This is a genomic window from Amycolatopsis sp. NPDC043889, assembly GCF_056435645.1.
Map to the genome: position 1 here is coordinate 46,642 of NZ_JBWKEC010000011.1, position 23,350 is coordinate 69,991.

A 23,350-nucleotide genomic window follows, 5' to 3' on the forward strand; every position below is an offset into this window, starting at 1 on the left:
GCCAGCCTGCCGATTTCCCCCGCGCAAGGCGCGCTTCCGGCGGGAAAGCGGCTATACCGAATCCTTTTCGTGATCCCGGTGATCGGGACCCGCCCCGGAATGCTATGAAAGGTCCTTTCCTTGCAAAATTTGCAAGGAAAGGACCTTTCATAGCGCTCGCGCGAGGTCAGGCCTTGGCGACCGCCACGGTCACCTTGGTGCCCTCCCCGACCGTCCCGGCCGAGCCGTCGGCGACATCGCCGTAGGCGACCGAAGTCGCCAACGTCTCCGAAGCGATGAACTCCTCGTGCGTCTTCGCGGCCGTGACCACCTCTTCCGGCGCGTCGACCGTCAGCGCGATCCGGTCGGCGACGTCGAGCCCGGCGTCACGGCGGGCCTGCTGCACGACCCGGACCAGGTCACGGGCGAGGCCTTCGGCCGCCAGTTCGTCGGTCACCTCGGTGTCGAGCAGCACCAGTCCGGCGCCGCCGGGCAGTTCCGCGGCCGCGCCGCCGCCCTTGGCGACCAGACGCCGGTCGTACTCGCCTTCGACGAGCTCGATCCCGGCGGCCACGACGGCGCCGCTCTCCGAGGTCGTCCACTCACCGGCCTTGACGGCCTTGATCACCGTCTGGACGTCCTTGCCCAGCCGCGGCCCGGCGGCGCGGGCGTTCACCGCGACCTCGAAACCGCCGTGCGCGGCGACATCCGTGGTCAGCTCGACGGACTTGACGTTGACCTCGTCGCGCAGGATGTCGGTGAAGTCGCGCAGCGAGTCGGCCTCGTGCGCGGCGACGACCAGCTTGGCCAGCGGCAGCCGCACCCGCAGCTTGTTCGACTTCCGCAGCGAGAGCGCCGAAGACGCCACCTGGCGCACCCGGTCCATCGCCGTCACCAGCGCCGCGTCGGCGGGCAGGTCGAGCGCGTTCGGCCAGTCGGTCAGGTGCACCGAACGGCCGCCGGTCAGCCCGCGCCAGACGACCTCGGTGGTCAGCGGCAGCAGCGGTGCCACCACCCGCGACGTCACCTCCAGCACGGTGTGCAGGGTGTCGATCGCGTCCTGCTCGCCCGCCCAGAACCGGTCGCGCGACCGGCGCACGTACCAGTTCGTCAGCACCTCGAGGAAGTCACGAACGGTCGAGCAGGCACCGGCGACGTCGTAGGTGTCGAGCGCGTGCTCGACATCGGTCACCAGCTCGTGCGTCTTCGCCAGCACGTACCGGTCGAGGATGTGCTTCGAATCCGTGCGCCACTGGCCTTCCACACCCTCGGCGTTCGCGTAGAGCGCGAGGAAGTAGTACGAGTTCCACAGCGGCAGCACGGCCTGGCGGACGGCGTCGCGGATGCCCTTGTCGGTGACGACCAGGTTCCCGCCGCGCAGGATCGGGCTCGCCATCAGGTACCAGCGCATCGCGTCGGAACCGTCGCGGTCGAAGACCTCGTTGACGTCCGGGTAGTTGCGCAGCGACTTGGACATCTTCTGGCCGTCCGAGCCGAGCACGATCCCGTGCGAGATGCAGGTGCGGAACGCCGGCCGGTCGAACAACGCGGTCGCCAGCACGTGCAGGACGTAGAACCAGCCGCGGGTCTGGCCGATGTACTCGACGATGAAGTCACCCGGGTAGTGGTGCTCGAACCACTCGGTGTTCTCGAACGGGTAGTGCACCTGCGCGTAGGGCATCGAACCCGAATCGAACCAGACGTCCAGCACGTCCTCGATCCGGCGCATGGTGGACTTCCCGGTCGGGTCGTCCGGGTTGGGCCGGGTCAGCTCGTCGATGAACGGCCGGTGCAGGTTCTCCAGCCGCACGCCGAAGTCGCGCTCGATCTCGTCGAGCGAGCCGTAGACGTCCGTGCGCGGGTACGCCGGGTCGTCCGACTGCCACACCGGGATCGGCGTGCCGAAGTACCGGTTGCGGGAGACCGACCAGTCGCGGGCGTTCTCCAGCCACTTGCCGAACTGGCCGTCCTTGACGTTCTCCGGGTACCAGGTGATCTGCTGGTTCAGCTCGACCATCCGGTCCTTGAACTCGGTCACCGCGACGAACCACGACGAGACGGCGCGGTAGATCAGCGGATTGCGGCAGCGCCAGCAGTGCGGGTACGGGTGCTCGTAGGTCTCGTGGCGCAGCAGGACCGCGCCCTGACGGCCGGCGGAACCGGTGCCGTTCTTGAGATCCTTGATGATGTTCGGGTTGGCGTCGAACACCTGCTGGCCCGCGTAGTCCGAGACGGTCGCGTCGAACTTGCCCTGCGCGTCCACCGGGGTGACCGGCACGATGCCGGCCGCGTCGGTGACGACCTTGTCCTCTTCACCATAGGCGGGCGCGATGTGGACGACACCGGTGCCGTCCTCGGTGGTGACGTAGTCCGCGGACAGCACGCGGTGCGCGTTCTCGTGTCCGGTGAAGTACGGGAACGGTGGGGCGTAACGGGTTCCGAGCAGTTCGGTGCCGGTGTAGTGCCCGACGACGGTCGGCTCTTCACCGAGCTCGCGGGCGTACGAGGCGACGCGCGCTTCGGCGAGCAGGAACCGCTTGCCGTCGCTTTCCACCACGACGTACCGCACGTCCGGGTGCACCGCGGTCGCGAGGTTGGACGGCAGCGTCCACGGGGTCGTGGTCCAGATCAGGAGGTAGGTGCCGTCGAGCTCGTTGTCATTGCCCTCCAAGCGGAAACCGACCGTGACGGCCGGGTCCTGGCGGCTGGCGTAGACGTCGTCGTCCATGCGGAGCTCGTGGTTGGACAGCGGGGTCTCGTCGCGCCAGCAGTAGGGCAGGACGCGGTAGCCCTCGTAGACCAGGCCCTTGTCCCACAGCTGCTTGAACGCCCAGATGACCGACTCCATGTAGGACAGGTCGAGCGTCTTGTAGTCGTTGCCGAAGTCGACCCAGCGGGCCTGGCGGGTGACGTAGTCCTGCCATTCGCCGGTGTAGCGCAGCACGGACTCGCGGCACGCCTCGTTGAAGACGTCGATGCCCATCGCGTCGATCTCGGACTTCTCGGTGATCCCGAGCTGGCGCATGGCCTCGAGTTCGGCGGGCAGGCCGTGGGTGTCCCAGCCGAAGCGGCGCTCGACGCGCTTGCCCTTCATGGTCTGGTAACGGGGAACCAGGTCCTTCACGTACCCGGTGAGCAGGTGACCGTAGTGCGGGAGACCGTTGGCGAACGGCGGGCCGTCGTAGAAGACGTACTCGTTCGAACCGTTGACGCCGGGGTCGCGGGCGTCGATCGAAGCCTGGAAGGTCCGATCGGCTTCCCAGTACGCGAGGACGCGCTTTTCCGACTCGGGGAACGAAGGCTGGGACGGGACGCCGGTCTCGCCGTCCATCTGTGCCTTGGGATACATCTTCGGTGCTCCTCGCGGTTCGTCTCTCTCGTACGGGCTCGCGCCCACACGGGGACGAGACGGCCGTTTCCGGCGCGTTCCGCGGTACCACCCCGCTTGCCCGGCCGGTGGTGTTCCGGCTGGGCCGCTCATTCGACGGCTGTGACGGGCCGTACCCGTCCGGTTCTACTGAGGGCTCGTCTGTTGAGGACACGGGCCCTGTTCTTCCGGAGGCTCCCCGGTGATGGCCGGATCGGTGCCAGTTGATTCAAGGGTAGCGCGCGGGGGCAAGCGGGTTATCCGGGGCCCGGATCGCGCAGCGCCCGTTCTCGATCTCGACGTACTCCTGCTCCGCCTCAGCGCCATACTGCGGACATGGGGCGAGCCGAGTGGTTGACCCGGCAGTCGGGGAGTTCAACGGCGTTGACCGGTGAACACATCGAGGCCTGGGTCGGCGTGGAAATGGCTCTGCGGGAGGACGTGGCGGGAACCAGCCCGCAGTTCGCCGACCCCGACATTCCTTGCCTCCAGCTGTACTGGCTTCAAGCTTGGCCGGCCGACGGCGGCGCGATGGGGATCGGCACTTACCAGGACGACGACGGATTCGGCCTCCGCAGCAGCTCATCGAGCAGGTGACCGTCCTCCGGCACGAAGAAATCCTGTCCGGATCCCTTGGCGCGCGGGCGTGCAGGTCGTTATACAGGCGCCGTTGATGAAGGAATCGGGACGTTGAGTGTCCCGATTCCTTCATCAACGCACGGTCATCCGCTCACGGACCTTGATCAAGGCGCGCCACTGCAACCACCGAGCAGTCCCGCAGAAGGCCCGACTTGCCGTCCCCGCCACCGCATCTAGGTTGACGGGTATGTCGTTCTGCGAGGCCCGGTGAAAGGGCCCGGACTCCTCATCGTCCTGCTGGTGGTCCTCGGCGGTGTCAGCGGGCTCGGGTTCGCCCTGGGACTGGGCAACGCGGCCATCCTGGCGGCCCTCACCGCGCTCTTCTGTCTCCTGGCGGCGGTGGGCGAGCCACTTTGGGCGGATCTGCGGTTGCTGGCGTGGTTCGCGCCCGCGCTGATCCTCACGGTCGGGGTGCCGCGGTTGCTGGGCGAGGTGTCGCAGTGGGCGGCGATCGGGCTGCTGGTGGCGATCGTGGTCGTCGCCGGGCTGTTGCCCGTGCTCGGGGCACGGTTCGTCACGGTCGGGCTGGGGCTCGGGATGGCGTCACTGTTCGGGTACGGCTTCCAGCTGACGGGGACGGCGTCGGCGGGGCAGATCCTGGGCGCGCCCACGCTCGCGGCGGGCGTCGTGATCCTGTTGCGGGCGTTGATGGGCGCGAAGGATCCGGCCAAGCCGACCCGTGAGGCGCTGGCCGACGCGCTCGCGGCGGGCTCGTCGGAAACGCAGGAGCGCGCGGCGAGGCTTTGGCTCGCGGACCGGCCTCGTCGCTGGACCGGCCGGGTCCTCGGCGGCATGTTCCGCTATCGCGCGGCCACCGGGTTGCTGGAGATCCGCCGGAGACGACTGAACAGCGAAGAAATCGTCCAAACGCTCGACGCCGCCAAGGAAGAAGCCGCCAGGCTCGCCGACGCCGTTCGGGGCCCGGCGGCACCGGACGAAGTCGAACCGGTGCGGCGCAAGGAACCCACCGGACTTCCCGGTGCCACGGCGAGGCTCGTCACCGCGCTCTGGGAGGCTCTCGAATCCATCCGGACCGCAGCGGCCGAACGGGACGAGTCGCGTGTGGACGTGCCGAAAGGACTCCGCAAGGAACTGCGCCGGATCGAGTTGAGCGGCGCGTTTTCCTGGCGGTCGGCACAGTTCCGGCACGCGCTCCGCTGCGGGCTCGGCGTCGGGGTGGCGCTGGTGGTCGCGAGTTTCCGGCCCGGCGACCCGCTCACCGTGTCGTTCCTGCTCGGCACTTTCGCCATCATGCAACCGGAATGGCGGGACAGCCTCAGCAAGGCCTGGCAGCGGATCGGCGGCTCACTCGGCGGCGCCGTCGTGCTCACTCTCGTTCTTTGGCTTCTGCCACAAGGGTTTCTGCTGCCGATCGGGCTCGTCGCGCTGCTCGGCGGGTTCTCGTTCATGCGGACGCGTCCGTCGATCTTCAACGGCTGCATGGTGCTGATGTCGGTCGGCATGAACGCGACCACCCGACATCTCGACCCGCGCTACGTACTCGTCGAGTACCTGCTCCTGATGGTCCTCGCCGGCGCCATCGCCCTGCTGTTCGGTTTCGCCGCGATCCCCGGCGTGCCGAAACCCGGCCCTGCGGAACGGTTCGAAAGCGCCGTCAGCGCCACCCGCGCACTGCTCGGTTCGGTGGCGCGGAAACTACGCGGCGAGGACGTCGACCCGCGGACACTCGGCCGCGAGTTCCGTACCGCCGCGGTCGCGCACCACGGCCTGCTCGCCGCGGAGCCGGGTACCAAGGAACCCGCGCCCGGCCAGCGGGACGCGCTGGAGAACGCGGCCGAAGCCTTGCGAGGTCTGTCCGTCACGGCGTCGTCGCTCTTGCTGCGGCCTGGTTCGGCCGGAGCGGCGGACGCCGTCGCCGAGGCGGCGCGCACGCTCGGGACCGAGGAGGCGGCGGAGATCCCCGCGCCACACGACGCGGACGAGGAGCTGCGCCTGGTGCTCGACACGATCGCCGCCGACGTCGTGGCTGTCGGCGAAGCGGCCCAGAAACTCTAGGCCTTCTCGCGGTGTTGTCCGGCGATCTCGGCGTCGGGCGTGCACAGCGCGCACGGCGTGAAGCCGAGCTGCCGCGCCTCGCCGATGCCGAGCGGGATCGTGTCCCGGGTTTCGAGCCACTCGCACGATGTCACGTGATAGCGCGGGTACTCGTCGACGACGACGACCTCGATCTCGAGTTCGGAGACGACCGCCACATCCGCGGGGTCGCTCTTCTCCTCGCCGGGGTCGCCCCCACGCTGAGGCTCCGGGGTGTCTTCCGCGTCGCCCAGTTCACCGGCGGCGGGCATCAAGACGGTCTGCTCGACGTCCTCAGGTTTCTTTTCCTCACCCTCGGCGGACTCGTCGTCGTCGGAAGCGTCTTCGGCCGAATCATCCGCCTCTTCCTCCGCGGGAGCGCGCTTCTTCCGGCGGCGCAGCAGGTCGAAGAGGAGCAGCAACCCCGCGACGACGGAGACGCCGATGGAGATCCAAGCCCACAGGGAGTTCGCGGTGATGAGCGCCGCGACGAGCAGCCCCAGAGCCGCCAGTACCAGTACCAGGACGATGTAGAGCACGGTGAATTACAACACGAGGGCCAAGCGAAACGGCCCCGACCCTCCGGAGAGTGCCGAGGCCGTTCCACTGTGTAGAAACAAACCGGGTGGAACCGGATCAGCCCGCTTCGGCCCGCGGGCCGAACGAGTAACCCTGTCCGCTACCGGAGGACGAGGACTGCCCCGAGGTCGACGAAGACGCCGACGCGGGAGCGGCCGAACCACGGTCGTCGAGCTCACGCAGCTGGGACTCGAGGAACCCGCGCAGCCTCGTGCGGTACTCCCGCTCGATCGTGCGCAGCTCCTCGATCTTCTTGCCCAGCGAGCCCTTCTCCGCGTTCATGTTGTTCATGGTCTCGGTGTACTTGCGCTGAGCCTCGCGCTCCATGGTCGTCGCCTTGTCGCGCGCCTGGCGCTCCAAGGTCTCGGCACGGGTTCGCGCGTCGTTCAGCATCGTCTCGGCGCGCGTGCGCGCCTCGTTCACCATCGAGTCCGACTTGGACCGCGCGTCCGACAACAGCTGCTCGGACTTGGTCCGGGCTTCGGCGAGCATGCCGTCCGACTCGGTCTTGGCCTCGGCGGTGAGCCGGTCGGCCATTTCCTGCGCCAGCCCGAGCACCTTCGCGGCCTGAACGTTGGGCTCCCCGTTGTCCGGCACCATCGAGTGGGCCTGGGTCTGCTCCATCGCCGACTGCGGCGGCACCGGCGCCAGGCGGCGCGACGGCTCGTCGCGTACCTGCGGCGGCGGGCCGACGGCGCCGGCCTTGGCGTTCTCGAGCTCACCACGGGTGGTCTCGAGCTCGTTGTCGAGCTGTTCGACCTGCTGCCGCAGCTCGTTGTTGTCCTCGATCAACCGGGCAAGCTCGGTCTCCACCAGGTCGAGGAACGCGTCCACCTCGTCCTCGTTGTAGCCCCTTTTGCCAATGGGCGGCTTGCTGAACGCGACGTTATGCACGTCAGCGGGGGTCAACGACATCAGATCACCTCACGCACTCCATGGCCTGCAGGTCCACCGGGGCTTCCCCGAAAATCACCCTGGCGTTGCCAGCTGCATCGCGAAGAACACAACCAACAGCAGCACCATAATCGATAAGTCCAGTCCGACGCCGCCGATTCGTACGGTCGGGATGATTCGTCTGAACAGACGAACCGGTGGGTCGGTCACTGTGTAGATGGTCTCGAGCGTTACCGCAACCCCTCCGGCAGGACGCCACTCGCGAGCGAAAGCACGCACGAGCTCGACGACGATCCGTGCCGTCAGCAGGAGCCAGAAAGCGAACAGCACGTACCAGACGACCAGCAACACAGCATTCACGTAACCACTCTGCCATGCCTCGCGTCAAAAGACGCAGTTGACGGGCCGCGGATGGCGATGAGTCGACAAAATCACATCCGGCTGCGCTCAGCGGTCACCGGGTGATCAGCCGCGCAGGAACAATCCGCCTTCGGCAATCCGTCGGCGGTCCTCCGCGGTGACATCCACATCGGGCGGTGAGAGAAGGAACACCTTGTTGGTGACCTTGTCCATCGATCCGCGCAACGCGAACGCGAGCCCCGCGGCGAAGTCGACGAGACGTTTCGCGTCCGCGTTCTCCATCTCCGTGAGGTTCATGATCACCGGGATGCCTTCCCGGTAGTGCTCCCCGATCGCCCGCGCTTCCGCGTAGCTCGTCGGGTGCAGCGTCGTGATCCGGCTCAACGGGTCGCGGACCGCCGGACGGACCGGCTCCGTGACCGGCCGCAGCCGCGCGACCGGCTCCGGCTGACGGTCCATCGCCAGCGCTCCGTGGACGGCAGGCTCCGGACTGGCCACGGAGCGTGACCGAGGCCGCGGCGCGGGCTCGTCATAAGTGTCATCGACATCCCGGTAACGTCCCCCCCGTGACCGGGCCGGTGGCTCGTCGTCGTAGTCGTACTCGTCGTCGGCATATTCCTTTGGGGCGTAGCCTCGCCGGTAGTCATCCTCGACGTCATAGCCGTCTTCGTCCGCGGGCACCATCCCGAAGTAGGCCTTCAGCTTCTGCAGCGCGCTCATGCCTCTCCCTAGCCTTAGCCGCGTCCCGCACCGTACTCCCCCGCCCTCGCCACCACTCCCCGTAACGACGAGACGGTATTCCCTAGGGCGAGGCTAAACCGCGCCCACCGAGCAACGCGGTTCCGACACGCACACAGGTCGAGCCGTGCGTGATCGCCTGCTCGAGATCATTGCTCATTCCGGCGGAGATCTCACGGGCATTTGGGTGTTCTTCCCGTAGACGCTCCGACGCGCGAGCGAGTTTCCCGAACGCCTCCGCGGGATCAGTACCCAACGGCGCCACCGCCATAAGCCCTCGGAGGCGAATATCACCCACATGGGCTATCCGCGCCGCCAAATGGCTCACTTCGCTCAACCGAATGCCCCCGCGCTTCGGATCGTCATCGAGACTTACTTGAATGAGGACGTCCAGCGGGTGCTCGCGTTGCCCGGAATCCAGCGCCGACTTGGTCGCCTTCGCGAGCGCGTCGGCGAGCCGCTCGGAGTCGACGGACTGGACCTCGTCCGCCCAGCGCACGACCGATTTGGCCTTGTTCCGCTGCAGGCTGCCGACCATATGCCAGCGGATCCGGGCGTCCGGGCGGAGAGCGGCGACCTCTTCGGCCTTCGCGCCCGCCTCCTGATCGCGGTTCTCGGCGAGGTCGAGCGCGCCGAGGTCGGCGAGCAGCGCGGCGTCGAGCGCCGGAAAGGTCTTGGTGACCGCGAGCAATTTGACCTCGTCGCGGGCCCGGCCGGCGGCCTTGCACGCGGCGGCGATCCGCTCTTCCACTTCGGCGAGGGACGCGGCCAATTCCTCCCGGCGGGTGTCACTCACGACGCGTCCAGCCACGTGATGCCCGCGATCCGGCCGGTGGTGCCGTCGCGGCGGAAGCTGAAGAGAGTCTTGTCTTCGTTGGTACAGCGCGGATCGACGCCGATCTTGCCGACGCCGAGGTCGGCCAGCTGCCGCCAGAGCCCGGCGCGCAGGTCGAGCCCCGGCGTGCCCTTGCGGGTTTTGCAGGCGCTGCCCGGTACGTGCTTTTCGACGTCGGCGGCCATGTCGGCGGGGACTTCGTAACAGTCGCCGCAGATCGCGGGACCGAGCAGCGCTTCGGTACGGGCCGGTTCGGCGCCGACCGAACGCATCGCCTCGATCGCCGCGGGGACGACGCCGACCCTGGCGCCGACCCGGCCCGCGTGGACGGCGGCGACGACACCGGCTTCGGCGTCTGCCAGCAGAAGCGGGACGCAGTCGGCGACGAGCACCACGAGCGCGAGGCCGGGCTCCGCGGTCACGAGCGCGTCGGTCGCTTCGGCGGCGGAGGTCTCCGAACCGTCGACGACGGTGGCGGTCCGGCCGTGGACCTGCTCCATCCACACCAGCCTGTCCTCGGCGAGGCCGAGTTCGGTGGCGAGGCGTTTGCGGTTGGCGTAGACGTCGCCCGCGTCGTCACCGACGTGATCACCGAGGTTGAAGGTGTCGTAAGGCGGCCGGGAAGCCCCGCCCGCCCTTGTCGTGACAACCCGCCGTACCCGCACGCGTTTCCTCCTAGACCTGAGTGAAGGCCCCCTCGACTGTAGTCAAGGAGGCCTTCACGGAACGTACTGGCGAGTGCTATCGACGCATGAACGGGGGAACGTCGACCTCGTCGTCCGACGGGTCGTCGTGCACCGGGGTGGCGCGGCCGGGCAGGCTGCCGTGGTTCGAGTTCGACCCGATCGGCGAGTAGCCGCGCGAGCCGCCGCCGGGCTGCGGGAGCCCGCCGGTCATCGAACCGTTGCCCTCGTTACGGGCGGACGGCATCGGCGTGTGCGTGCGCGGCGGCGCGACCGGGTAGCCGTTCGAACCGGTCGACGGCACCGGCGTGGCACCCGAAGGCGGGCTCTGCACCGGGGTCGCCCCGCCGCCGTTGACCTGACCGGCCTGTGCGGACGCGGTCGAGTTCGACCGGGAACCGAACGCCGGCGGGTCGAGCTTCTTGTGGGTCGGGGTGCCGGCGTCGAAACCGGCCGCGATCACGGTGACCCGGACCTCGTCGCCGAGCGAGTCGTCGATGATCGTCCCGAAGATGATGTTGGCGTCGGGGTGCGCGGATTCCTGTACCAGCGACGCGGCCTCGTTGATCTCGAACAGGCCGAGGTCCGACCCGCCCGCGATCGACAGCAGCGCGCCGTGCGCCCCGTCCATCGACGCTTCCAGCAGCGGCGAGTTGATCGCCTTCTCCGCCGCCTGGATCGCCCGGCCCTCGCCGCGCGCCGAGCCGATGCCCATCAGCGCGGAGCCCGCGCCGGACATGACGCTCTTGACGTCGGCGAAGTCCAGGTTGATCAGACCCGGCGTGGTGATCAGGTCGGTGATGCCCTGGACACCCGAAAGGAGGACCTCGTCCGCCGAGCGGAAGGCGTCCATCAGCGAGACGCCGATGTCGCCCAGCTGCAGCAGCCGGTCGTTCGGGATGACGATGAGGGTGTCGCATTCGTTGCGCAGCTGCTGGATGCCCTCTTCGGCCTGCTTGCTGCGGCGCTTGCCCTCGAAGGTGAACGGGCGGGTGACGACGCCGATGGTCAGCGCGCCGAGCTTGCGGGCGATCTGGGCGACGACCGGCGCGCCACCGGTGCCGGTGCCACCGCCCTCACCCGCGGTCACGAACACCATGTCGGCGCCCTTGATGACCTCTTCGATCTCTTCGCGGTGGTCCTCGGCGGCCTTCTGCCCCACCTCGGGGGCGGCGCCGGCACCGAGGCCGCGGGTCAGTTCCCGGCCGATGTCGAGCTTGACATCGGCGTCGGACATGAGCAGTGCCTGAGCGTCGGTGTTCACCGCGATGAACTCGACACCCTTGAGGCCGACCTCGATCATGCGGTTCACGGCGTTCACTCCGCCGCCGCCGATACCGACGACCTTGATCACCGCAAGGTAGTTGTGCGGGGGCGTCATCGGAGCCGCCTTCCTGATCGTGTGTGCTCGTGCTGCCCGCCGGTCGCTGAGCCTGGGCCGAACCCTCGAGCTGAAGTTCAGATTGAGAGTTATGTCAACTGCCGACGTTGAAGCAGGACGGTATGCACCAGGCTGGCTTGAATCCAGTAGCCACGCCGTGTGTCGCAAAGGTGTTTTGCCACAACATGTTCGCTGGCGCAAGAGCGAGACCCGGTCGCGGCGGCGAACGGCGGCCTGGTAAGGAGGCCATTGGCGGAGCTGAGGACGTACTGTGAAATGGGCATAACGCGTGAACCCGCCCGCCGAAGGCCCCGCTATCGCGGTGGCAGGGCGCCTTACCCACAGACGTGAGAGGTTCGACCAAGCAGCGCCCTGCCGACGTCGATCGCGGACGCGGGTTCACTGACAGACGGTAAGGGCGGAGATCAGGTGGGCATGGACATGACCATGACGACGTCCTTCGACGGCGATCCCGTCGGCGATCCGCCCGCCTGTTCGACGCTGAGCGCGAACTTCTCGGCCCCGCCGAGACCGTCGGCGACCAGCAGTGCACCGTCCTGACCACCGGAAATGAGCCCGGCGGGTTTGGGCGCGGTGCCCGGGTACATCAGCCAGGCCTGGTAGATCCGGCCCGGTTCGTTCTTCGGCAGCTGCGCCGCCATGAACACCAGCCGGTCCTTCGCGCGCGACATCATCACAGTCCCGCCGCCGCCCGCCGAGGTCTCGGCGTGCCCGGTCCGGAGGTCGACGGCCGAAAGGACGTCGGCGACCGGGGCGTACCGGTTCGCGTACTCCGCCGCCCGCTCCCGCGCGGCGGTCAGCTGCGAGTGGTTGTCGTAGGCGATCCCGCCGAACACGGCGGTGCCCGCCAGCCCGACGACCGCCGCCGCGACCGCGGCGATCGCCCAGCGCGGGGCGCGCCGCCGGTCCTTGACGCGCTCCCCGGCGGCTAACCGCGTCTTCGGCGGCTGCTGCCTGGTCGCCATCGCCTCAGCGAGCACGCGGCGCTTGAGCTCGGGCGGCGGGTCCTCGGCCAGCGCGGCACCGAGCCGGGTCGCGGTCATCTGCAGTTCGAGGACCTCTTGTGCGCACGACGCGCACTCGGCGAGGTGCCGCTGGAACTGGGCACGCTCCACTTCGGACAGCGCGTCGACGGCGTAGGCGCCGGTGAGCGTGTGCATCTCGGGCATGGTCATGCCGTCACCCCCAAACAGTCCCGGAGCCTGATCAGGCCGTCCCGGAGCCGGGTCTTGATGGTTCCGTGCGGGGTCTGCAGCACCTCTGAGACCTCGCGATAGGTATAGCCCTGGTAGTACGCGAGCAACACGGATTCCCGTTGCAGCTCGGTCAAGGTCGTGAGACAGCGGCGCACCTGCGACTGTTCCCAGCGGGCCGCGACGGCCTCGGCCACCTCGTCGAAGGGCCGGGCGCGGGCGGCCTCGAAGGTCGCCTTGACCTCGCGATCCGAACTGGCGCGCGCCGAGCGGACGCGGTCGACCGCACGGCGATGCGCGAGCGTCATGGCCCAGTTCAGCGCGCTCCCCCGCTCCGGGGAGTAGCGCGTGGCCGTGCGCCACAGCTCCACCATGACCTCCTGGGTGACCTCTTCGGACTGCGCGGCGTCACGGAGGATCCGCCGCACCAGGCCGAGGACCGGGCCGGCGAGCCGGTCGTACAGGGCGTCGAAAGCGCGCTCGTCGCCCTTCGCGACCCGGACGAGCAGATCCTCGGCCGTCGGTCCGGCCGGTTCGCCGTCACCGGGTACGGGCGCCATCCGGCGCGGACGTGCCGTTTCATCGATCAAGTCTGCCTCCGGCCGTCTGCGGCGTCCGCGTGGTCATCGGCGCCTTCTTCAACCACAGTTTGACCCCATGCCGCCGGATCAGCGCGGAGACCCGGTGCGGCATGAGCGGGCGGGTGATCAGCATGTGCGCCAGCCATTTCGTAGTGGCGGGCCGCCGCACGCCGCGCAGCGACGCGGTCAGCGGCGTCCGCCCGTCCCGGCGGAGGGCGATCTTGACCGAGAGCAGCGACTCCGGCCTTGGCACCTCCATCCGGTACTCGCCGTCCATCGACTGGAACGGCGAAACGTAGAACTCCTTGTCCGCGAAGGCGTTCCCGTCCGCGTCGGGCCGCAGGAGGTACGCGTGCCTGCCGCCGTAGGTGTTGTGGACCTCGGCGACGACGCATTCGAGTATCCCGTCGGGCCGGTAGCACCAGTACAGGGTGATCGGGTTGAAGTTGTGGCCCAGCATCCGCGCGCCGGCCAGCATCAGCACCCGCCCGCCGCGGAGGTCGACGCCGCGCGCCGCGAGCCAGCGGTCCAATTTGGACCTGATGCTGGAAGTGTCCTCGGGCGCGAAGTGGTCTCGCGGGTCGAAGCGCGCGAAAGGGCGCAGCCACCACGGCAGCTTCGGCGGCACGTCGAGGTCGACGAACCACAGGTAGATCCGGTGGGCGAACGAGATCGGCGGGGCGTCGCGCCGGACATGAGCCACCGTGGAGTCGTAGAGCACGGCCATGACGGTCACCAGCGCACCCCGAAGTTCTCGGCCGCGCGGACACCGGACGCGCAGCCGTCCTCGTGGAACCCCCAGCCGTGGTACGCGCCGGCGAAGGCGACCGTGTCGTCGTTCAATTCGGGCAGACGACGCTGGGCGGCCACGGATTCCGGGGTGTAGACGGGGTGTTCGTAGGTCATCTTGGCCAGGACCGAACCGGCGTCGGGCGCGGTGCCGGGGTTGAGCGTGACGACGTAGCCGGTCGGTTCGTCGAGCCGCATCAGGCGGTTCATGTCGTAGGACACCTGGACCGCGCCTTGGCCGGCACCGCAGGACGGCGTGGCGTAGTTCCAGCCCGCCCGCGCCGATTCCGCCGTCGGGAGCACGCCGGTGTCGGTGTGGAGCCACGCCTCGTTGCTGGAGTACCGGAACGAGCCGAGAACCTCGCGCTCGGCCTCGGTCGGTGAAGCGAGCAGCTTCAGCGCCTGGTCCGCGTGCGTGGCCAGGACGACCTTGTCGAGCCGGTGGCGCGTGTCGGCGTCGTCGCGGACCTCGATCCCTCGCGCGGTGCGCTTGACCGAGCGGACCGGCGTCGACAGATGCACGGCGGTCAGCTGCTTGGCGGCCAGTTCGACGTATTCGCGCGAGCCCCCGACGACGGTGCGCCACCTCGGGGATCCGCCGACCGACAGCATCCCGTGGTTGCGCAGGAACTCGAACAGGTACCGCGCGGGGTACTTCAGGGTGTCGGTGCGGTCCGCGGACCAGACGGTCGAGACGACCGGGAGCATGAAGTGGTCGACGAAGTACTTCGTGTACCCGCCGATCGCGAGGAAGGCGCCGAGGGTGACGTCTCCGGCCTCGGGCGCTTCGAGCACGCGCTTCGCGTGCCGGTGGAAGCGCTTGACGTCGGCGAGCATCCGCAGATAGCTGCCGCGCGCGACGTTGCGTGGCTGGGCGAACAGGCCCTTCAGGCCCTTGGCACCGGCGTACTCGAGACCGCAGCCGTCGCAGCGGATGCTCATCGACATCTCGGTGTCACGGGTGGCGACGCCCAGTTCGGCGAACAGGCGGAGCAGATTCGGGTAGGTACGCTCGTTGTGCACGATGAACCCGGAGTCGACGCCGACGGTGCCACCGTGCGCGCTCGGGACGTCGTGGGTGTGCGCGTGGCCTCCCAGCCTGTCGTCGGCTTCGAACAGCAGTACCTCGTAACGGCGTTGCAGCAGGTATGCCGCCGTGAGGCCGGCGACGCCGCTGCCGATGACTCCGATGCGTTGACCCTTGGTGTGCACATGAGGCATTCGGAGCCGGATCGGGCGAGGATTGGATCTCGTGAACCGGCTGAGCATCCGACCCATCCCTTTCCGGTCCGGGAGCGAATGACGACTATGCCGAACAGTCCCGCGTCCCGCCTAGTCCCGTTCGCCGAGCGGCTCCTCGGCGGCTCCCTGCCGGTCGGTCTGCGTACCTGGGATGGCGTACGTGCCGGTCCGCCGGATGCGCCGACCGTGGTACTCCGCAACCGGCGTGCCCTGCGCCGTCTCCTCTACGCCCCCGGCGAATTGGGCCTGGCCAGGGCCTACGTCTCCGGTGATCTCGATGTCGAAGGCGACCTCGCCGACGGATTCCGCCGGATCTGGGCGCTGACCCGATCGGGTGCCGTGCGTGGTGCGAAGCTCGGTCCGCGCGAATGGGCGGAGGTGCTGCGGATCGCGGTGGGTCTCGGCGTCGTCGGGCCGCCGCCCAAACCGCCCGCCGAAGAGGCCCGGCTGTCCGGGAAGCTGCACACACTGCTCCGCGACAAGTCGGCCATCGCGCACCACTACGACCTGAGCAATGCCTTCTACCAGCTGCTTCTCGACGAATCGATGGCCTACTCGTCCGGCTACTGGACCTCCGACGAGGACGGGTACGGCGTAGAGCAGGCACAGTGGGACAAACTCGAGCTGATCTGCCGGAAGCTCGGCCTGCGGCCGGGGATGCGGCTGCTCGACGTCGGCTGCGGCTGGGGCTCGCTGCTGGTGCACGCCGCGAAGCACCACGGCGTCCAGGCCATCGGGATCACGCTGTCGGCGCAGCAGCAGCAACACATCCGCGGCCGCCTCGTCCAGCACGACCTGGAGGAACGGGTCGAGGTCCGGCGGCAGGACTATCGCGAGCTGACCGACGAGCCGTTCGACGCGGTCGCCTCCATCGAGATGGGTGAACACGTCGGCGAGGAGAACTACCCCGAGTACACGCGGACGCTGTACCGGATGCTCAAGCCCACCGGACGGCTGGTCCTGCAGCAGATGTCCCGCGGCGCGGTGGCCCCCGGCGGCGGCGCGTTCATCGAGCGCTACATCGCCCCCGACATGACGATGCGGCCGCTGAGCCGCACGCTCGGGCATCTGGAGAGCGCCGGGTTCGAGATCCGCGACGTCCACGCGCTGCGCGAGCACTACGTGCGTACGGTCAGGGCATGGGAGCGGACGCTCGAGGACAACTGGGACGACGTCGTGGCGCTGATCGGTGAATCCGGCGCGCGGGTCTGGCGGCTGTACCTGGTCGGTGGGGCGCTCGCGTTCGAGGAGAACCGGATGGGCGTGGACCAGATCCTCGCGGTCCGTTCGTCGGACGAGGGCTTGAGCGCGATGCCCGCCACCCGGGAGTGGTCCTGATGCCCCTTGGCGGGACACTCGCGGTCACGGCGGGCGCGACGCTGCTCGCCTTCGTCGTCACCTTCGGGATCGCGCGGTGGCGCAAGCGCTATGACACCGTCGACACGCTGTGGGGGCCGGGCTTCGCGCTCGTCGCGCTGGTCGCGGCGCCGCTCGGGGACGGGTCGGTGGCGCTGCGCGTGGTCACCGCGCTGCTGACCACGATCTGGGGTGTGCGCCTCGGCGTCCACCTCCACCTTCGCAACCACAAGCTGCCCGAAGACCCGCGCTACGTGCGAATGGCGGAGAACGCCGGGGAGAATCCGGCGCTCAAGCTCTTCGTCCGTGTGTACCTGGTCCAGGCGGTGGTGCTCTGGTTCGTCTCGCTGCCGGTCCAGTTCGCGATGTACGGCGACACCTTCGGGGTGACGGCGTGGCTCGGTGTCGCGCTGTGGCTGGTCGGCTTCGGATTCGAGACGATCGGCGACGAACAGCTGCGGCGTTTCAAGGCCGACCCGGCCACCAAGGGGAAGGTCCTCGACAGCGGGCTGTGGCGCTACACCCGGCATCCGAACTACTTCGGCGACGCGTGCGTGTGGTGGGGCCTGTACCTGCTGGCGTGTACGAGCTGGGTGGGGGCGGCGACGATCCTGTCACCGATCGCGATGACGTACACGCTGGCCAAGGGAACCGGAAAACCTTTGCTGGAGAAGGGTTTGCGGCGTTCCCGGCCGGGATACGCGGCGTACGTCGAGCGGACCAGCGGGTTCTTCCCGCTGCCCCCTCGCCGAGGGGGTGCCTCCTGAACCGAGGCCGGCCACTCGAGGGGACGCGCGCGCGTTTCTTGTCGGCCGGAGGCCTCGGATTCGCGGAGGCGGGCCGCTGAAAGGCTGGAGTAAGTGACCAGCCGTGCCGCGGCCCGGCCACGGAAATCCGAAAACGCGCCTTGAACGACGCAGCCGTGCTACTCCCCGGTGAGACCGTCGGTCAGCTCACGCAACAGGTCGAGGTGGCCGGCGTGCCTGCCGGTCTCCTCGATCATATGCGTGACCACGAACCGGACGTTGACCTTGCGATCGCCGCGGAAGGGGACCTCGTCGTCCAGCCCCATCGCGGCGACGATCTTGCGGCTCCGCTCGCACTCGGCCTCGTAGGCGGCGATCAGCTGCTCGATCGGGGTCTGCATGGCGACCCGGAACTCGGCGTCCGGATCGGCCTCCAGCGCCTCCTTCCAGACGTCCTCCTGCCCGTTGAGCACGACGTTGAACCAGTACTGCTCGACGAGGGTCAGATGCCCGAGCAGGCCGGCGACGGTGGTCAGTTCGCTGGGCACGAGCGGACGGCGGGCCTGCTCGTCGGTGAGGCCGGAGCACTTCCACACGACAGTGGCGCGGAGGAAGTCGAGGAAGCCGTTCAGCTGCGTGCGCTCGTCGCCGGTGAGCGGCGGTTCGGGGCGCTTCGGTTCGTCGGTCATGGTGGTGCAGTCTGCCGGTTTCCTCGGATGATCCGCTAACGAGTTACCCCAGGACGCACTGTCCACCATCTGCCGCACAGCCGTGGTCCATGTCCGAACGTGATCCCATCGTTCGAGTGAAACCAGCGGTAGTTAGCGCCCCTGAAACATGACGACCACCCGCTCGTCATGTCAGGCTGGTGCAGTTGTGCCCATCGCCGCCGGTTCCGAGAAAGGTCACTGATGTCAGGCCCCCAGCTGAGCGCACTCGATGTCGCTTTCCTTTGCCTGGAAAGCGAAACGACGCCCATGCACATGGGCGCGGTGGTCACCTTCCGGCCGCACGGGCAGGTGCACGCGCGTAAGCTGACCGCGCTGCTGGCCGAGCGGGCCGCACGGCTCCCGAAGCTGCGTCAGCGCCCCCGCACCGCGCTGTTCCCGCCCGGCGCCGCCATCTGGGCCGAGGACCCGAATTTCGTTGCCAGTGAACATATTTCACATCATCACCTGAGTTCCCTGTACGAACCGGACCCGCTCTCCGCCTACGCCTCGCGCTGGATGGGGCGGCCACTCGACACCGGAAAACCCTTGTGGGACTTGCATCTCGTCACCGGCCTGCCGGACGGCGAGTTCGCGTTGCTGCTGAAACTGCACCACGCGCTCACCGACGGGGCGGGCGCGTACGCCGTCGCCGTGGGCCTGCTCGACGAACTCCCCCGCGCGCCGAGGCGTCCGCACGGCGGGTCCGGGCCGCCCGCACCTCGGTCCCCTGTGGACGCTGTCAAGGAAGCCGTCGGCTCGACGCTGACCCAGGCCGGGATCGCGTCTTCGGTCGTCCGCGCGACCCGTTCGCCGCTGTCGCCGATCAGCGCGCCGCCGTCGACCGAACGACGGCTCGGCCTCGTCCGGCTGGACACCGCCGAGATCCGGCGGATCCGCCGGGCCCACGGCGGGACCGCCAACGACGTCGTGCTGGCGATCCTCAGCGGCGCGCTGCGCGACTGGATGATCAACCGCGGCCAGCGCGCCGACGACCGGACGCTGCGGGCGCTCATCCCGGTCAGCGTGCGCGGACGCTCCGCCGAGCAACTCGGCGGGAACAAGCTGTCCGGCTATCTCTGCGACCTGCCGATCGGCCTCGACGATCCGGTGGAGCGGCTGCTGGCCGTCCAACGCGAAATGAGCCGGAACAAGGCGGCGGGCCCGGCACGGGGCGCGGGCGCGTTCCCGCTGCTCGCCGACCGGATGCCGCCGATGCTGCACCGGCTCGGTTCGAAGGCCGCCGGCCTGGCCGCGCCGCTGCTGTTCGACCTCGTCATCACCACGGTGCCGGTGCCGCCCAACCGGCTCACCCTCGACGGGACGAAGGTCGTCGGCGTGTACCCGTTCGTGCCGCTGGCGCCGCGGCAGGCGGTCGGGATCGCGGTGGCGACCTATCGCGACTCGGTCCACATCGGACTTCAGGCGAACGGGGCGGCGGTCTCGGACATGGGTTCGCTGCGAGACGGGGTACTCAAGTCGGCAGCGCGACTGCTGGACACCGCCTAGCGAACGCTATGAAAGGTCCTTTCCTTGCAAAATTTGCAAGGAAAGGACCTTTCATAGCGCGCGTAAGGGGGCAGGTCAGCCGCGCAGCATCTCCGCGACCAGGAACGCCAGCTCCAGCGACTGCTGCGTGTTCAGGCGCGGGTCGCACGCGGTCTCGTAGCGGCCCGAAAGGTCCAGATCCGAGATCTCCTGCGCGCCGCCGAGGCATTCGGTGACGTCCTCGCCGGTCAGCTCGACGTGGATGCCGCCCGGGTACGTGCCGAGTTTGCGATGCACCTCGAAGAAGCCCTGCACCTCGTCCACGATCCGGTCGAAGTGCCGGGTCTTGTAGCCCGTCGACGACTCGTGCGTGTTGCCGTGCATCGGGTCGCACTGCCAGATGACCTTGTGCCCGGACGCCTCGACCTTCTCGACGATCGCGGGCAGCACCTCGCGGACCTTGCCGTTGCCCATCCGGGCGATCAGCGTCAGGCGGCCGGGCTCGTTGCGCGGGTCGAGACGGCGGACGTACTCGACGGCCTGCTCCGGCGTGGTCGTCGGGCCGATCTTGAGCCCGATCGGGTTGGCCAGCAGTTCGGCGAAGGCGATGTGCGCGCCGTCGAGCTGCCTGGTCCGCTCGCCCACCCACAGGAAGTGCGAGGACAGGTTGTACAGCTTGGGGTTCGCCGCGTCCGCGCGGTCCATCCGCAGCATCGAGCGCTCGTAGTCCAGCAGCAGCGCCTCGTGGCTGGCGAAGATCTCGGTGGACTGGAGCGAGGCGTCCGTGACGCCGCAGGCCGACATGAACCGCAGGCCGCGGTCGATCTCCGAGGCCAGCGCCTCGTAGCGCTCGCTGGCGGGCGAGGACTTCACGAAGTCCTTGTTCCAGTCGTGCACCTGGTGCAGGTCCGCCATGCCGGCGCCGGTGAGCGCGCGGACGAGGTTCATCGCGGCGCCCGCGTTCGCGTAGGCGCGGATCATCCGGCCCGGGTCGGGCACGCGGAGTTCGGGCTTGGCGACGAGCGAGTTGATGATGTCGCCGCGGTACACCGGCAGGCCGAGCGCGTCGGTGGACGCCGAACGCGGCTTCGCGTACTGGCCCGCGATCCGGCCGACCTTCACCACCGGCAGGCTGGCGCCGTACGTGAGGACGACGGCCATCTGCAGCAGGGTGCGCAGGTTGGCGCGGATGTGCGGTTCGGTGTTCGATTCGAACGTCTCCGCGCAGTCACCGCCCTGGAGCAGGAACGCCTCGCCGCGGGCGACCATGGCGAGCCGGTCGGAGAGGCGGTCGATCTCGGCGGGAACCGTGATCGGCGGCACGCTCTCCAGCACGCCACGCACACGCTTCGTCAGCTCGGCGTCCGGCCATTCGGGCTGCTGCGCCGCGGGCCGGGAAAGCGCGTCGTCGAGCCGATCACGCAGCTCGGGAGGCAGAGGAGGCAGTTCGGGGAGCGTGTCGACGGGAACGTCCACTGTCCAGTTCACCGGACCAGGATATGCCGCGCCGAAAGCCGCCCGCCCACCGGGACGAAAGTCCCAAAAGGTGGACGGGCGGCGGGCTGATCAGGCGGCCTGCGCCTTGGTGTAGAGGTTCTGCGCGTCCGTGCCGAAGTACGGGCCGAACATGTAACCCGGCAGGAAGTTGTAGCCGAAGCTGTTCACCGAGGCCTGGACACCCGCGCCGGTCGCCTCACTGAAGTTGAGGAACCACGGGCCGCCGCTCGAACCACCGGTCATGTTGCAGTTCATCCCGTGGTCCTTGGTGAGCAGGAAGTCGGTGATCGTGCTCCCGCTGCAGTAGATCAGCTTCGAGCCGTCGTACGGCGCCGCCGCCGGATACCCGAACGTGTACATCGACTGGTTGCGCGCCTGGTTGAACGCGATCCCCTGCGCGCCGACGACGTCGGTCAGCTTCTGCCCGTTGAGCGGGTTGACCACGGCCGCGCCGATGTCGTAGTTCATGTCCTCGCTCGCTTCCCACTGCGGAGTGGTCAGCGTGCTCTTCGCGGCCCAGGTGCCGTAGGGCGTGTTGCCGTTGTTGTAGCCGGGCGCGAAGGTCCAGTTCGTGTGCCAGGCGCCCTGGTACTTCACGCAGTGCCCGGCGGTGATCACGACACTGCCGTTCGTGCTGGTGACCGCGTCACCGGAGCACGACGCGTTCCGCCCGCCCATGGTGAAGAACACCCGGCCCGCGGTCTGGACGACCTTGCCCGCCCCGGTCCACGCGCCGCCACCGTTGGGAATGCTCTGGATCACCGTGCTCTTGCCCTTCGCGACGTCCTTCGGGGTGAAAGCGGGCGCCTGGACCAGCTGTTCGATCGGCACCGCCGATCGCATCCGCTCGGGCGTCCAGTAGGCCGCCACCGCCTGTGCGTCGGTCGCTGCCTGATGCTGGACCGGTCCGGCGTGAGCGGGACTCGCGACGGCTGTCAGCCCCGTCACCGCCAGCCCGACGAGCGCCGCCAGGATCCCCGTCCGGGAAGCCGTCCTCTTCATGGCGTACCACCTTTCGCCACCGGTGAATTGCCGTATGACTTGCACGACATTTCGAAAGTATTTGTCCTGCTGCCGGGCGTACAAGCGGCCGTTCGGCCGCATCCGAGGTGGCGTATGGGCCGTTCGGCCCAGATACGGCGAAACGGGGGCGGGTTAGCCTTGCTCGTGGGGATATCCGTGAACGGCTTCGCCCGGCTGGGCACGCACCTGGTGGCTCCGATCGCCTGGACCCTTCTGGCACCGATCACGATCGTCCTCGGCGACAACGGTCGCCTGACCTGGCCGTCACTGCTGGCACTGGCCGGATCGGTGCTCGTGACCCTCGCCGTGGGATGGATGATCAAGCACGGATCCGGCTTCAGGATTTCGCCGCGCACCTCACCCGAATCCGCCGCGGTCACCGTGCTGGTGTTCATTTTCGGGCCGGTGATGCTGCTCGGCGGCCTGCTGGTGGCCTGGGTGTGCTGGGCACGCGTGAGGCTGGGCGAAGACACCTTCGCCGAAGCCGCCGCCGGGGTCCTGCTGGGGATCCTGGTCGGCGGCCTCGGCTGGATCGGTTTGATCGTCTTCCTGTTCTCCTGATCAAGCCGGGCAGTGCGTATCGGCGGCCGGACGGACGCCGTCCCGCAGATACCGCACGACGGCGTCGTTCCCGCAGGCGTTCCCCATGGTGAAGACGCCATGTCCGCCGGCGTCCACGGTGACGAACTTCGCCCGCGCGCCCAGTGCCGATCGCATTTCGCGGGCGCCGACGAGCGGAGTCGCCGGGTCGCGGAGGTTCTGCACCAGCGGGATGTTCGACAGTCCGCGGTCGTGGATCCGCACGGGCGGTTCGCGGCGCTCGACCGGCCAGAACGCGCAGGGGGTGATGTTGGCGGCGGCCTGGCCGAAAATCGGGTGCGTCACGAGGGCAGGCTCGACCGCCTTCTGGCAGTAGCGCACGCTTTCCGGCCAGTCGGAGTCGTTGCAGAGCACCTGGAGCCGGAGCGCGGCGTGATTGTCGGCGTCGAGCGGCCCACCCTGTGCCTTCGTTGCCGGAGCCGACCATAGCTCGGCGAGACCGGGGAAGCTCGCGTCGTCGTACAGGGCTCCCCAGGTGGCGGTCCGGATTTCCCGCGCCGACGCCCAAGCCGTGAAGTCGCCGAAGCGGTCATCGAAGCCGTCCGCGAAACGTTGGTCTTGAGCCTCGTGAGTGGTGAGGACGGTTCTAACCGTCCTCACCACTCACGAGGCGCTACG

22 protein-coding genes are annotated in these 23,350 nt (G+C 68.7%); 6 read left to right on the forward strand and 16 right to left on the reverse strand.

All coding sequences use genetic code 11. The features are described from left to right. Positions 1–166: 166 nt before the first annotated feature. Positions 167–3,328 carry an isoleucine--tRNA ligase gene (gene ileS, locus AC0685_RS21365; RefSeq protein ID WP_478227157.1) on the reverse strand — a complete coding sequence of 1,054 codons (3,162 nt, stop codon included), beginning with the start codon at positions 3,326–3,328 and terminating at the stop codon, positions 167–169. Positions 3,329–3,730: 402 nt separating this feature from the next. Here ileS and AC0685_RS21370 point away from each other — a divergent pair, with 402 nt between their 5' ends. Together AC0685_RS21370 and AC0685_RS21375 are read left to right on the forward strand one after the other, a co-directional pair. Further along, complete coding sequence (locus tag AC0685_RS21370; RefSeq protein ID WP_478227158.1) at positions 3,731–3,943, forward strand: hypothetical protein; 213 nt, start codon at positions 3,731–3,733, stop codon at positions 3,941–3,943. A 249-nt stretch (positions 3,944–4,192) separates the two neighbouring features. Beyond that, positions 4,193–6,001 carry an FUSC family protein gene (locus tag AC0685_RS21375; protein ID WP_478227159.1) on the forward strand — a complete coding sequence of 603 codons (1,809 nt, stop codon included), beginning with the start codon at positions 4,193–4,195 and terminating at the stop codon, positions 5,999–6,001. On the opposite strand, the gene AC0685_RS21380 is transcribed toward AC0685_RS21375, so the two are convergent. The 11 genes from AC0685_RS21380 to AC0685_RS21430 all read right to left on the reverse strand — a co-directional run bounded on the left by AC0685_RS21380 (position 5,998) and on the right by AC0685_RS21430 (position 15,294). Then, entirely contained in the window at positions 5,998–6,558 is a 561-nt protein-coding gene (locus tag AC0685_RS21380; RefSeq protein WP_478227160.1) for a hypothetical protein, read from the reverse strand. The two genes, AC0685_RS21375 and AC0685_RS21380, sit on opposite strands and share 4 nt — an antisense overlap. Before the next feature lie 97 nt (positions 6,559–6,655). Further along, positions 6,656–7,513 (reverse strand): DivIVA-like cell division protein Wag31, encoded by an 858-nt coding sequence (gene wag31, locus AC0685_RS21385; protein ID WP_478227161.1) that lies wholly within the window; start codon positions 7,511–7,513, stop codon positions 6,656–6,658. A gap of 54 nt (positions 7,514–7,567) precedes the next feature. Next, a complete protein-coding gene (locus AC0685_RS21390) occupies positions 7,568–7,843 on the reverse strand; it encodes a YggT family protein (RefSeq protein WP_005155180.1) in 276 nt (91 codons plus the stop codon). 114 nt (positions 7,844–7,957) lie between these two features. Next, entirely contained in the window at positions 7,958–8,572 is a 615-nt protein-coding gene (locus tag AC0685_RS21395; protein ID WP_478227162.1) for a cell division protein SepF, read from the reverse strand. Positions 8,573–8,654: 82 nt separating this feature from the next. Then, positions 8,655–9,386, reverse strand: coding sequence for a YggS family pyridoxal phosphate-dependent enzyme (locus AC0685_RS21400; protein WP_478227163.1), 732 nt, complete (start codon positions 9,384–9,386; stop codon positions 8,655–8,657). After that, a complete protein-coding gene (pgeF, locus tag AC0685_RS21405) occupies positions 9,383–10,090 on the reverse strand; it encodes a peptidoglycan editing factor PgeF (RefSeq protein ID WP_478227164.1) in 708 nt (235 codons plus the stop codon). Before pgeF ends, AC0685_RS21400 begins: the two co-directional genes overlap by 4 nt. A gap of 76 nt (positions 10,091–10,166) precedes the next feature. Beyond that, positions 10,167–11,489 carry a cell division protein FtsZ gene (gene ftsZ / locus AC0685_RS21410; protein WP_126733686.1) on the reverse strand — a complete coding sequence of 441 codons (1,323 nt, stop codon included), beginning with the start codon at positions 11,487–11,489 and terminating at the stop codon, positions 10,167–10,169. A gap of 425 nt (positions 11,490–11,914) precedes the next feature. After that, positions 11,915–12,685 carry an anti-sigma factor gene (locus AC0685_RS21415; RefSeq protein WP_478227165.1) on the reverse strand — a complete coding sequence of 257 codons (771 nt, stop codon included), beginning with the start codon at positions 12,683–12,685 and terminating at the stop codon, positions 11,915–11,917. Continuing rightward, entirely contained in the window at positions 12,682–13,263 is a 582-nt protein-coding gene (gene sigK / locus AC0685_RS21420; RefSeq protein WP_478227283.1) for an ECF RNA polymerase sigma factor SigK, read from the reverse strand. Before sigK ends, AC0685_RS21415 begins: the two co-directional genes overlap by 4 nt. Before the next feature lie 19 nt (positions 13,264–13,282). Continuing rightward, positions 13,283–14,011 (reverse strand): DUF1365 domain-containing protein, encoded by a 729-nt coding sequence (locus AC0685_RS21425; protein WP_478227284.1) that lies wholly within the window; start codon positions 14,009–14,011, stop codon positions 13,283–13,285. Positions 14,012–14,016: 5 nt separating this feature from the next. Beyond that, entirely contained in the window at positions 14,017–15,294 is a 1,278-nt protein-coding gene (locus AC0685_RS21430; RefSeq protein ID WP_478227166.1) for an NAD(P)/FAD-dependent oxidoreductase, read from the reverse strand. 87 nt (positions 15,295–15,381) lie between these two features. On the opposite strand from AC0685_RS21430, the gene AC0685_RS21435 reads away from it, so the two are divergent. Continuing rightward, positions 15,382–16,653 (forward strand): class I SAM-dependent methyltransferase, encoded by a 1,272-nt coding sequence (locus AC0685_RS21435; protein WP_478227167.1) that lies wholly within the window; start codon positions 15,382–15,384, stop codon positions 16,651–16,653. Continuing rightward, positions 16,653–17,438, forward strand: a complete 786-nt coding sequence (locus tag AC0685_RS21440; RefSeq protein WP_478227168.1) for a DUF1295 domain-containing protein — start codon at positions 16,653–16,655, stop codon at positions 17,436–17,438. Before AC0685_RS21435 ends, AC0685_RS21440 begins: the two co-directional genes overlap by 1 nt. A 158-nt stretch (positions 17,439–17,596) precedes the next feature. Here the strand turns inward: AC0685_RS21440 and AC0685_RS21445 are convergent, their stop codons facing one another. Continuing rightward, complete coding sequence (locus AC0685_RS21445) at positions 17,597–18,106, reverse strand: DinB family protein (protein ID WP_340687703.1); 510 nt, start codon at positions 18,104–18,106, stop codon at positions 17,597–17,599. A gap of 222 nt (positions 18,107–18,328) precedes the next feature. On the opposite strand from AC0685_RS21445, the gene AC0685_RS21450 reads away from it, so the two are divergent. Beyond that, positions 18,329–19,633 (forward strand): wax ester/triacylglycerol synthase family O-acyltransferase, encoded by a 1,305-nt coding sequence (locus AC0685_RS21450; protein ID WP_478227169.1) that lies wholly within the window; start codon positions 18,329–18,331, stop codon positions 19,631–19,633. A 75-nt stretch (positions 19,634–19,708) separates the two neighbouring features. Here the strand turns inward: AC0685_RS21450 and AC0685_RS21455 are convergent, their stop codons facing one another. Continuing rightward, on the reverse strand, positions 19,709–21,100 hold the full coding sequence (locus tag AC0685_RS21455) for a class II 3-deoxy-7-phosphoheptulonate synthase (protein WP_478227170.1): 1,392 nt from the start codon (positions 21,098–21,100) through the stop codon (positions 19,709–19,711). Between the two features lie 78 nt (positions 21,101–21,178). Then, the gene (locus AC0685_RS21460; protein WP_478227171.1) at positions 21,179–22,111 is read right to left on the reverse strand and encodes a trypsin-like serine peptidase; all 933 of its coding nucleotides are present in this window, start codon (positions 22,109–22,111) and stop codon (positions 21,179–21,181) included. A gap of 177 nt (positions 22,112–22,288) precedes the next feature. Between AC0685_RS21460 and AC0685_RS21465 the strand changes: the two genes are divergently transcribed. Further along, positions 22,289–22,693, forward strand: coding sequence for a hypothetical protein (locus AC0685_RS21465; protein WP_478227172.1), 405 nt, complete (start codon positions 22,289–22,291; stop codon positions 22,691–22,693). Here the strand turns inward: AC0685_RS21465 and AC0685_RS21470 are convergent, their stop codons facing one another. Beyond that, positions 22,694–23,332 carry an alpha/beta hydrolase gene (locus AC0685_RS21470; protein ID WP_478227173.1) on the reverse strand — a complete coding sequence of 213 codons (639 nt, stop codon included), beginning with the start codon at positions 23,330–23,332 and terminating at the stop codon, positions 22,694–22,696. Positions 23,333–23,350 lie beyond the last annotated feature (18 nt).

What these genes read in the sequence shown, in the direction of transcription:
- ileS (WP_478227157.1), bottom strand. Translation starts at nt 3,328, where the DNA reads ATGTATCCCAAGGCACAGATGGACGGCGAGACCGGCGTCCCGTCCCAG.
- wag31 (WP_478227161.1), bottom strand. Translation starts at nt 7,513, where the DNA reads ATGTCGTTGACCCCCGCTGACGTGCATAACGTCGCGTTCAGCAAGCCG.
- AC0685_RS21395 (WP_478227162.1), bottom strand. Translation starts at nt 8,572, where the DNA reads ATGAGCGCGCTGCAGAAGCTGAAGGCCTACTTCGGGATGGTGCCCGCG.
- ftsZ (WP_126733686.1), bottom strand. Translation starts at nt 11,489, where the DNA reads ATGACGCCCCCGCACAACTACCTTGCGGTGATCAAGGTCGTCGGTATC.
- AC0685_RS21415 (WP_478227165.1), bottom strand. Translation starts at nt 12,685, where the DNA reads ATGACCATGCCCGAGATGCACACGCTCACCGGCGCCTACGCCGTCGAC.
- sigK (WP_478227283.1), bottom strand. Translation starts at nt 13,263, where the DNA reads ATGGCGCCCGTACCCGGTGACGGCGAACCGGCCGGACCGACGGCCGAG.
- AC0685_RS21425 (WP_478227284.1), bottom strand. Translation starts at nt 14,011, where the DNA reads ATGGCCGTGCTCTACGACTCCACGGTGGCTCATGTCCGGCGCGACGCC.
- AC0685_RS21430 (WP_478227166.1), bottom strand. Translation starts at nt 15,294, where the DNA reads ATGCCTCATGTGCACACCAAGGGTCAACGCATCGGAGTCATCGGCAGC.
- AC0685_RS21435 (WP_478227167.1), top strand. Translation starts at nt 15,382, where the DNA reads ATGCCGAACAGTCCCGCGTCCCGCCTAGTCCCGTTCGCCGAGCGGCTC.
- AC0685_RS21440 (WP_478227168.1), top strand. Translation starts at nt 16,653, where the DNA reads ATGCCCCTTGGCGGGACACTCGCGGTCACGGCGGGCGCGACGCTGCTC.
- AC0685_RS21445 (WP_340687703.1), bottom strand. Translation starts at nt 18,106, where the DNA reads ATGACCGACGAACCGAAGCGCCCCGAACCGCCGCTCACCGGCGACGAG.
- AC0685_RS21450 (WP_478227169.1), top strand. Translation starts at nt 18,329, where the DNA reads ATGTCAGGCCCCCAGCTGAGCGCACTCGATGTCGCTTTCCTTTGCCTG.
- AC0685_RS21460 (WP_478227171.1), bottom strand. Translation starts at nt 22,111, where the DNA reads ATGAAGAGGACGGCTTCCCGGACGGGGATCCTGGCGGCGCTCGTCGGG.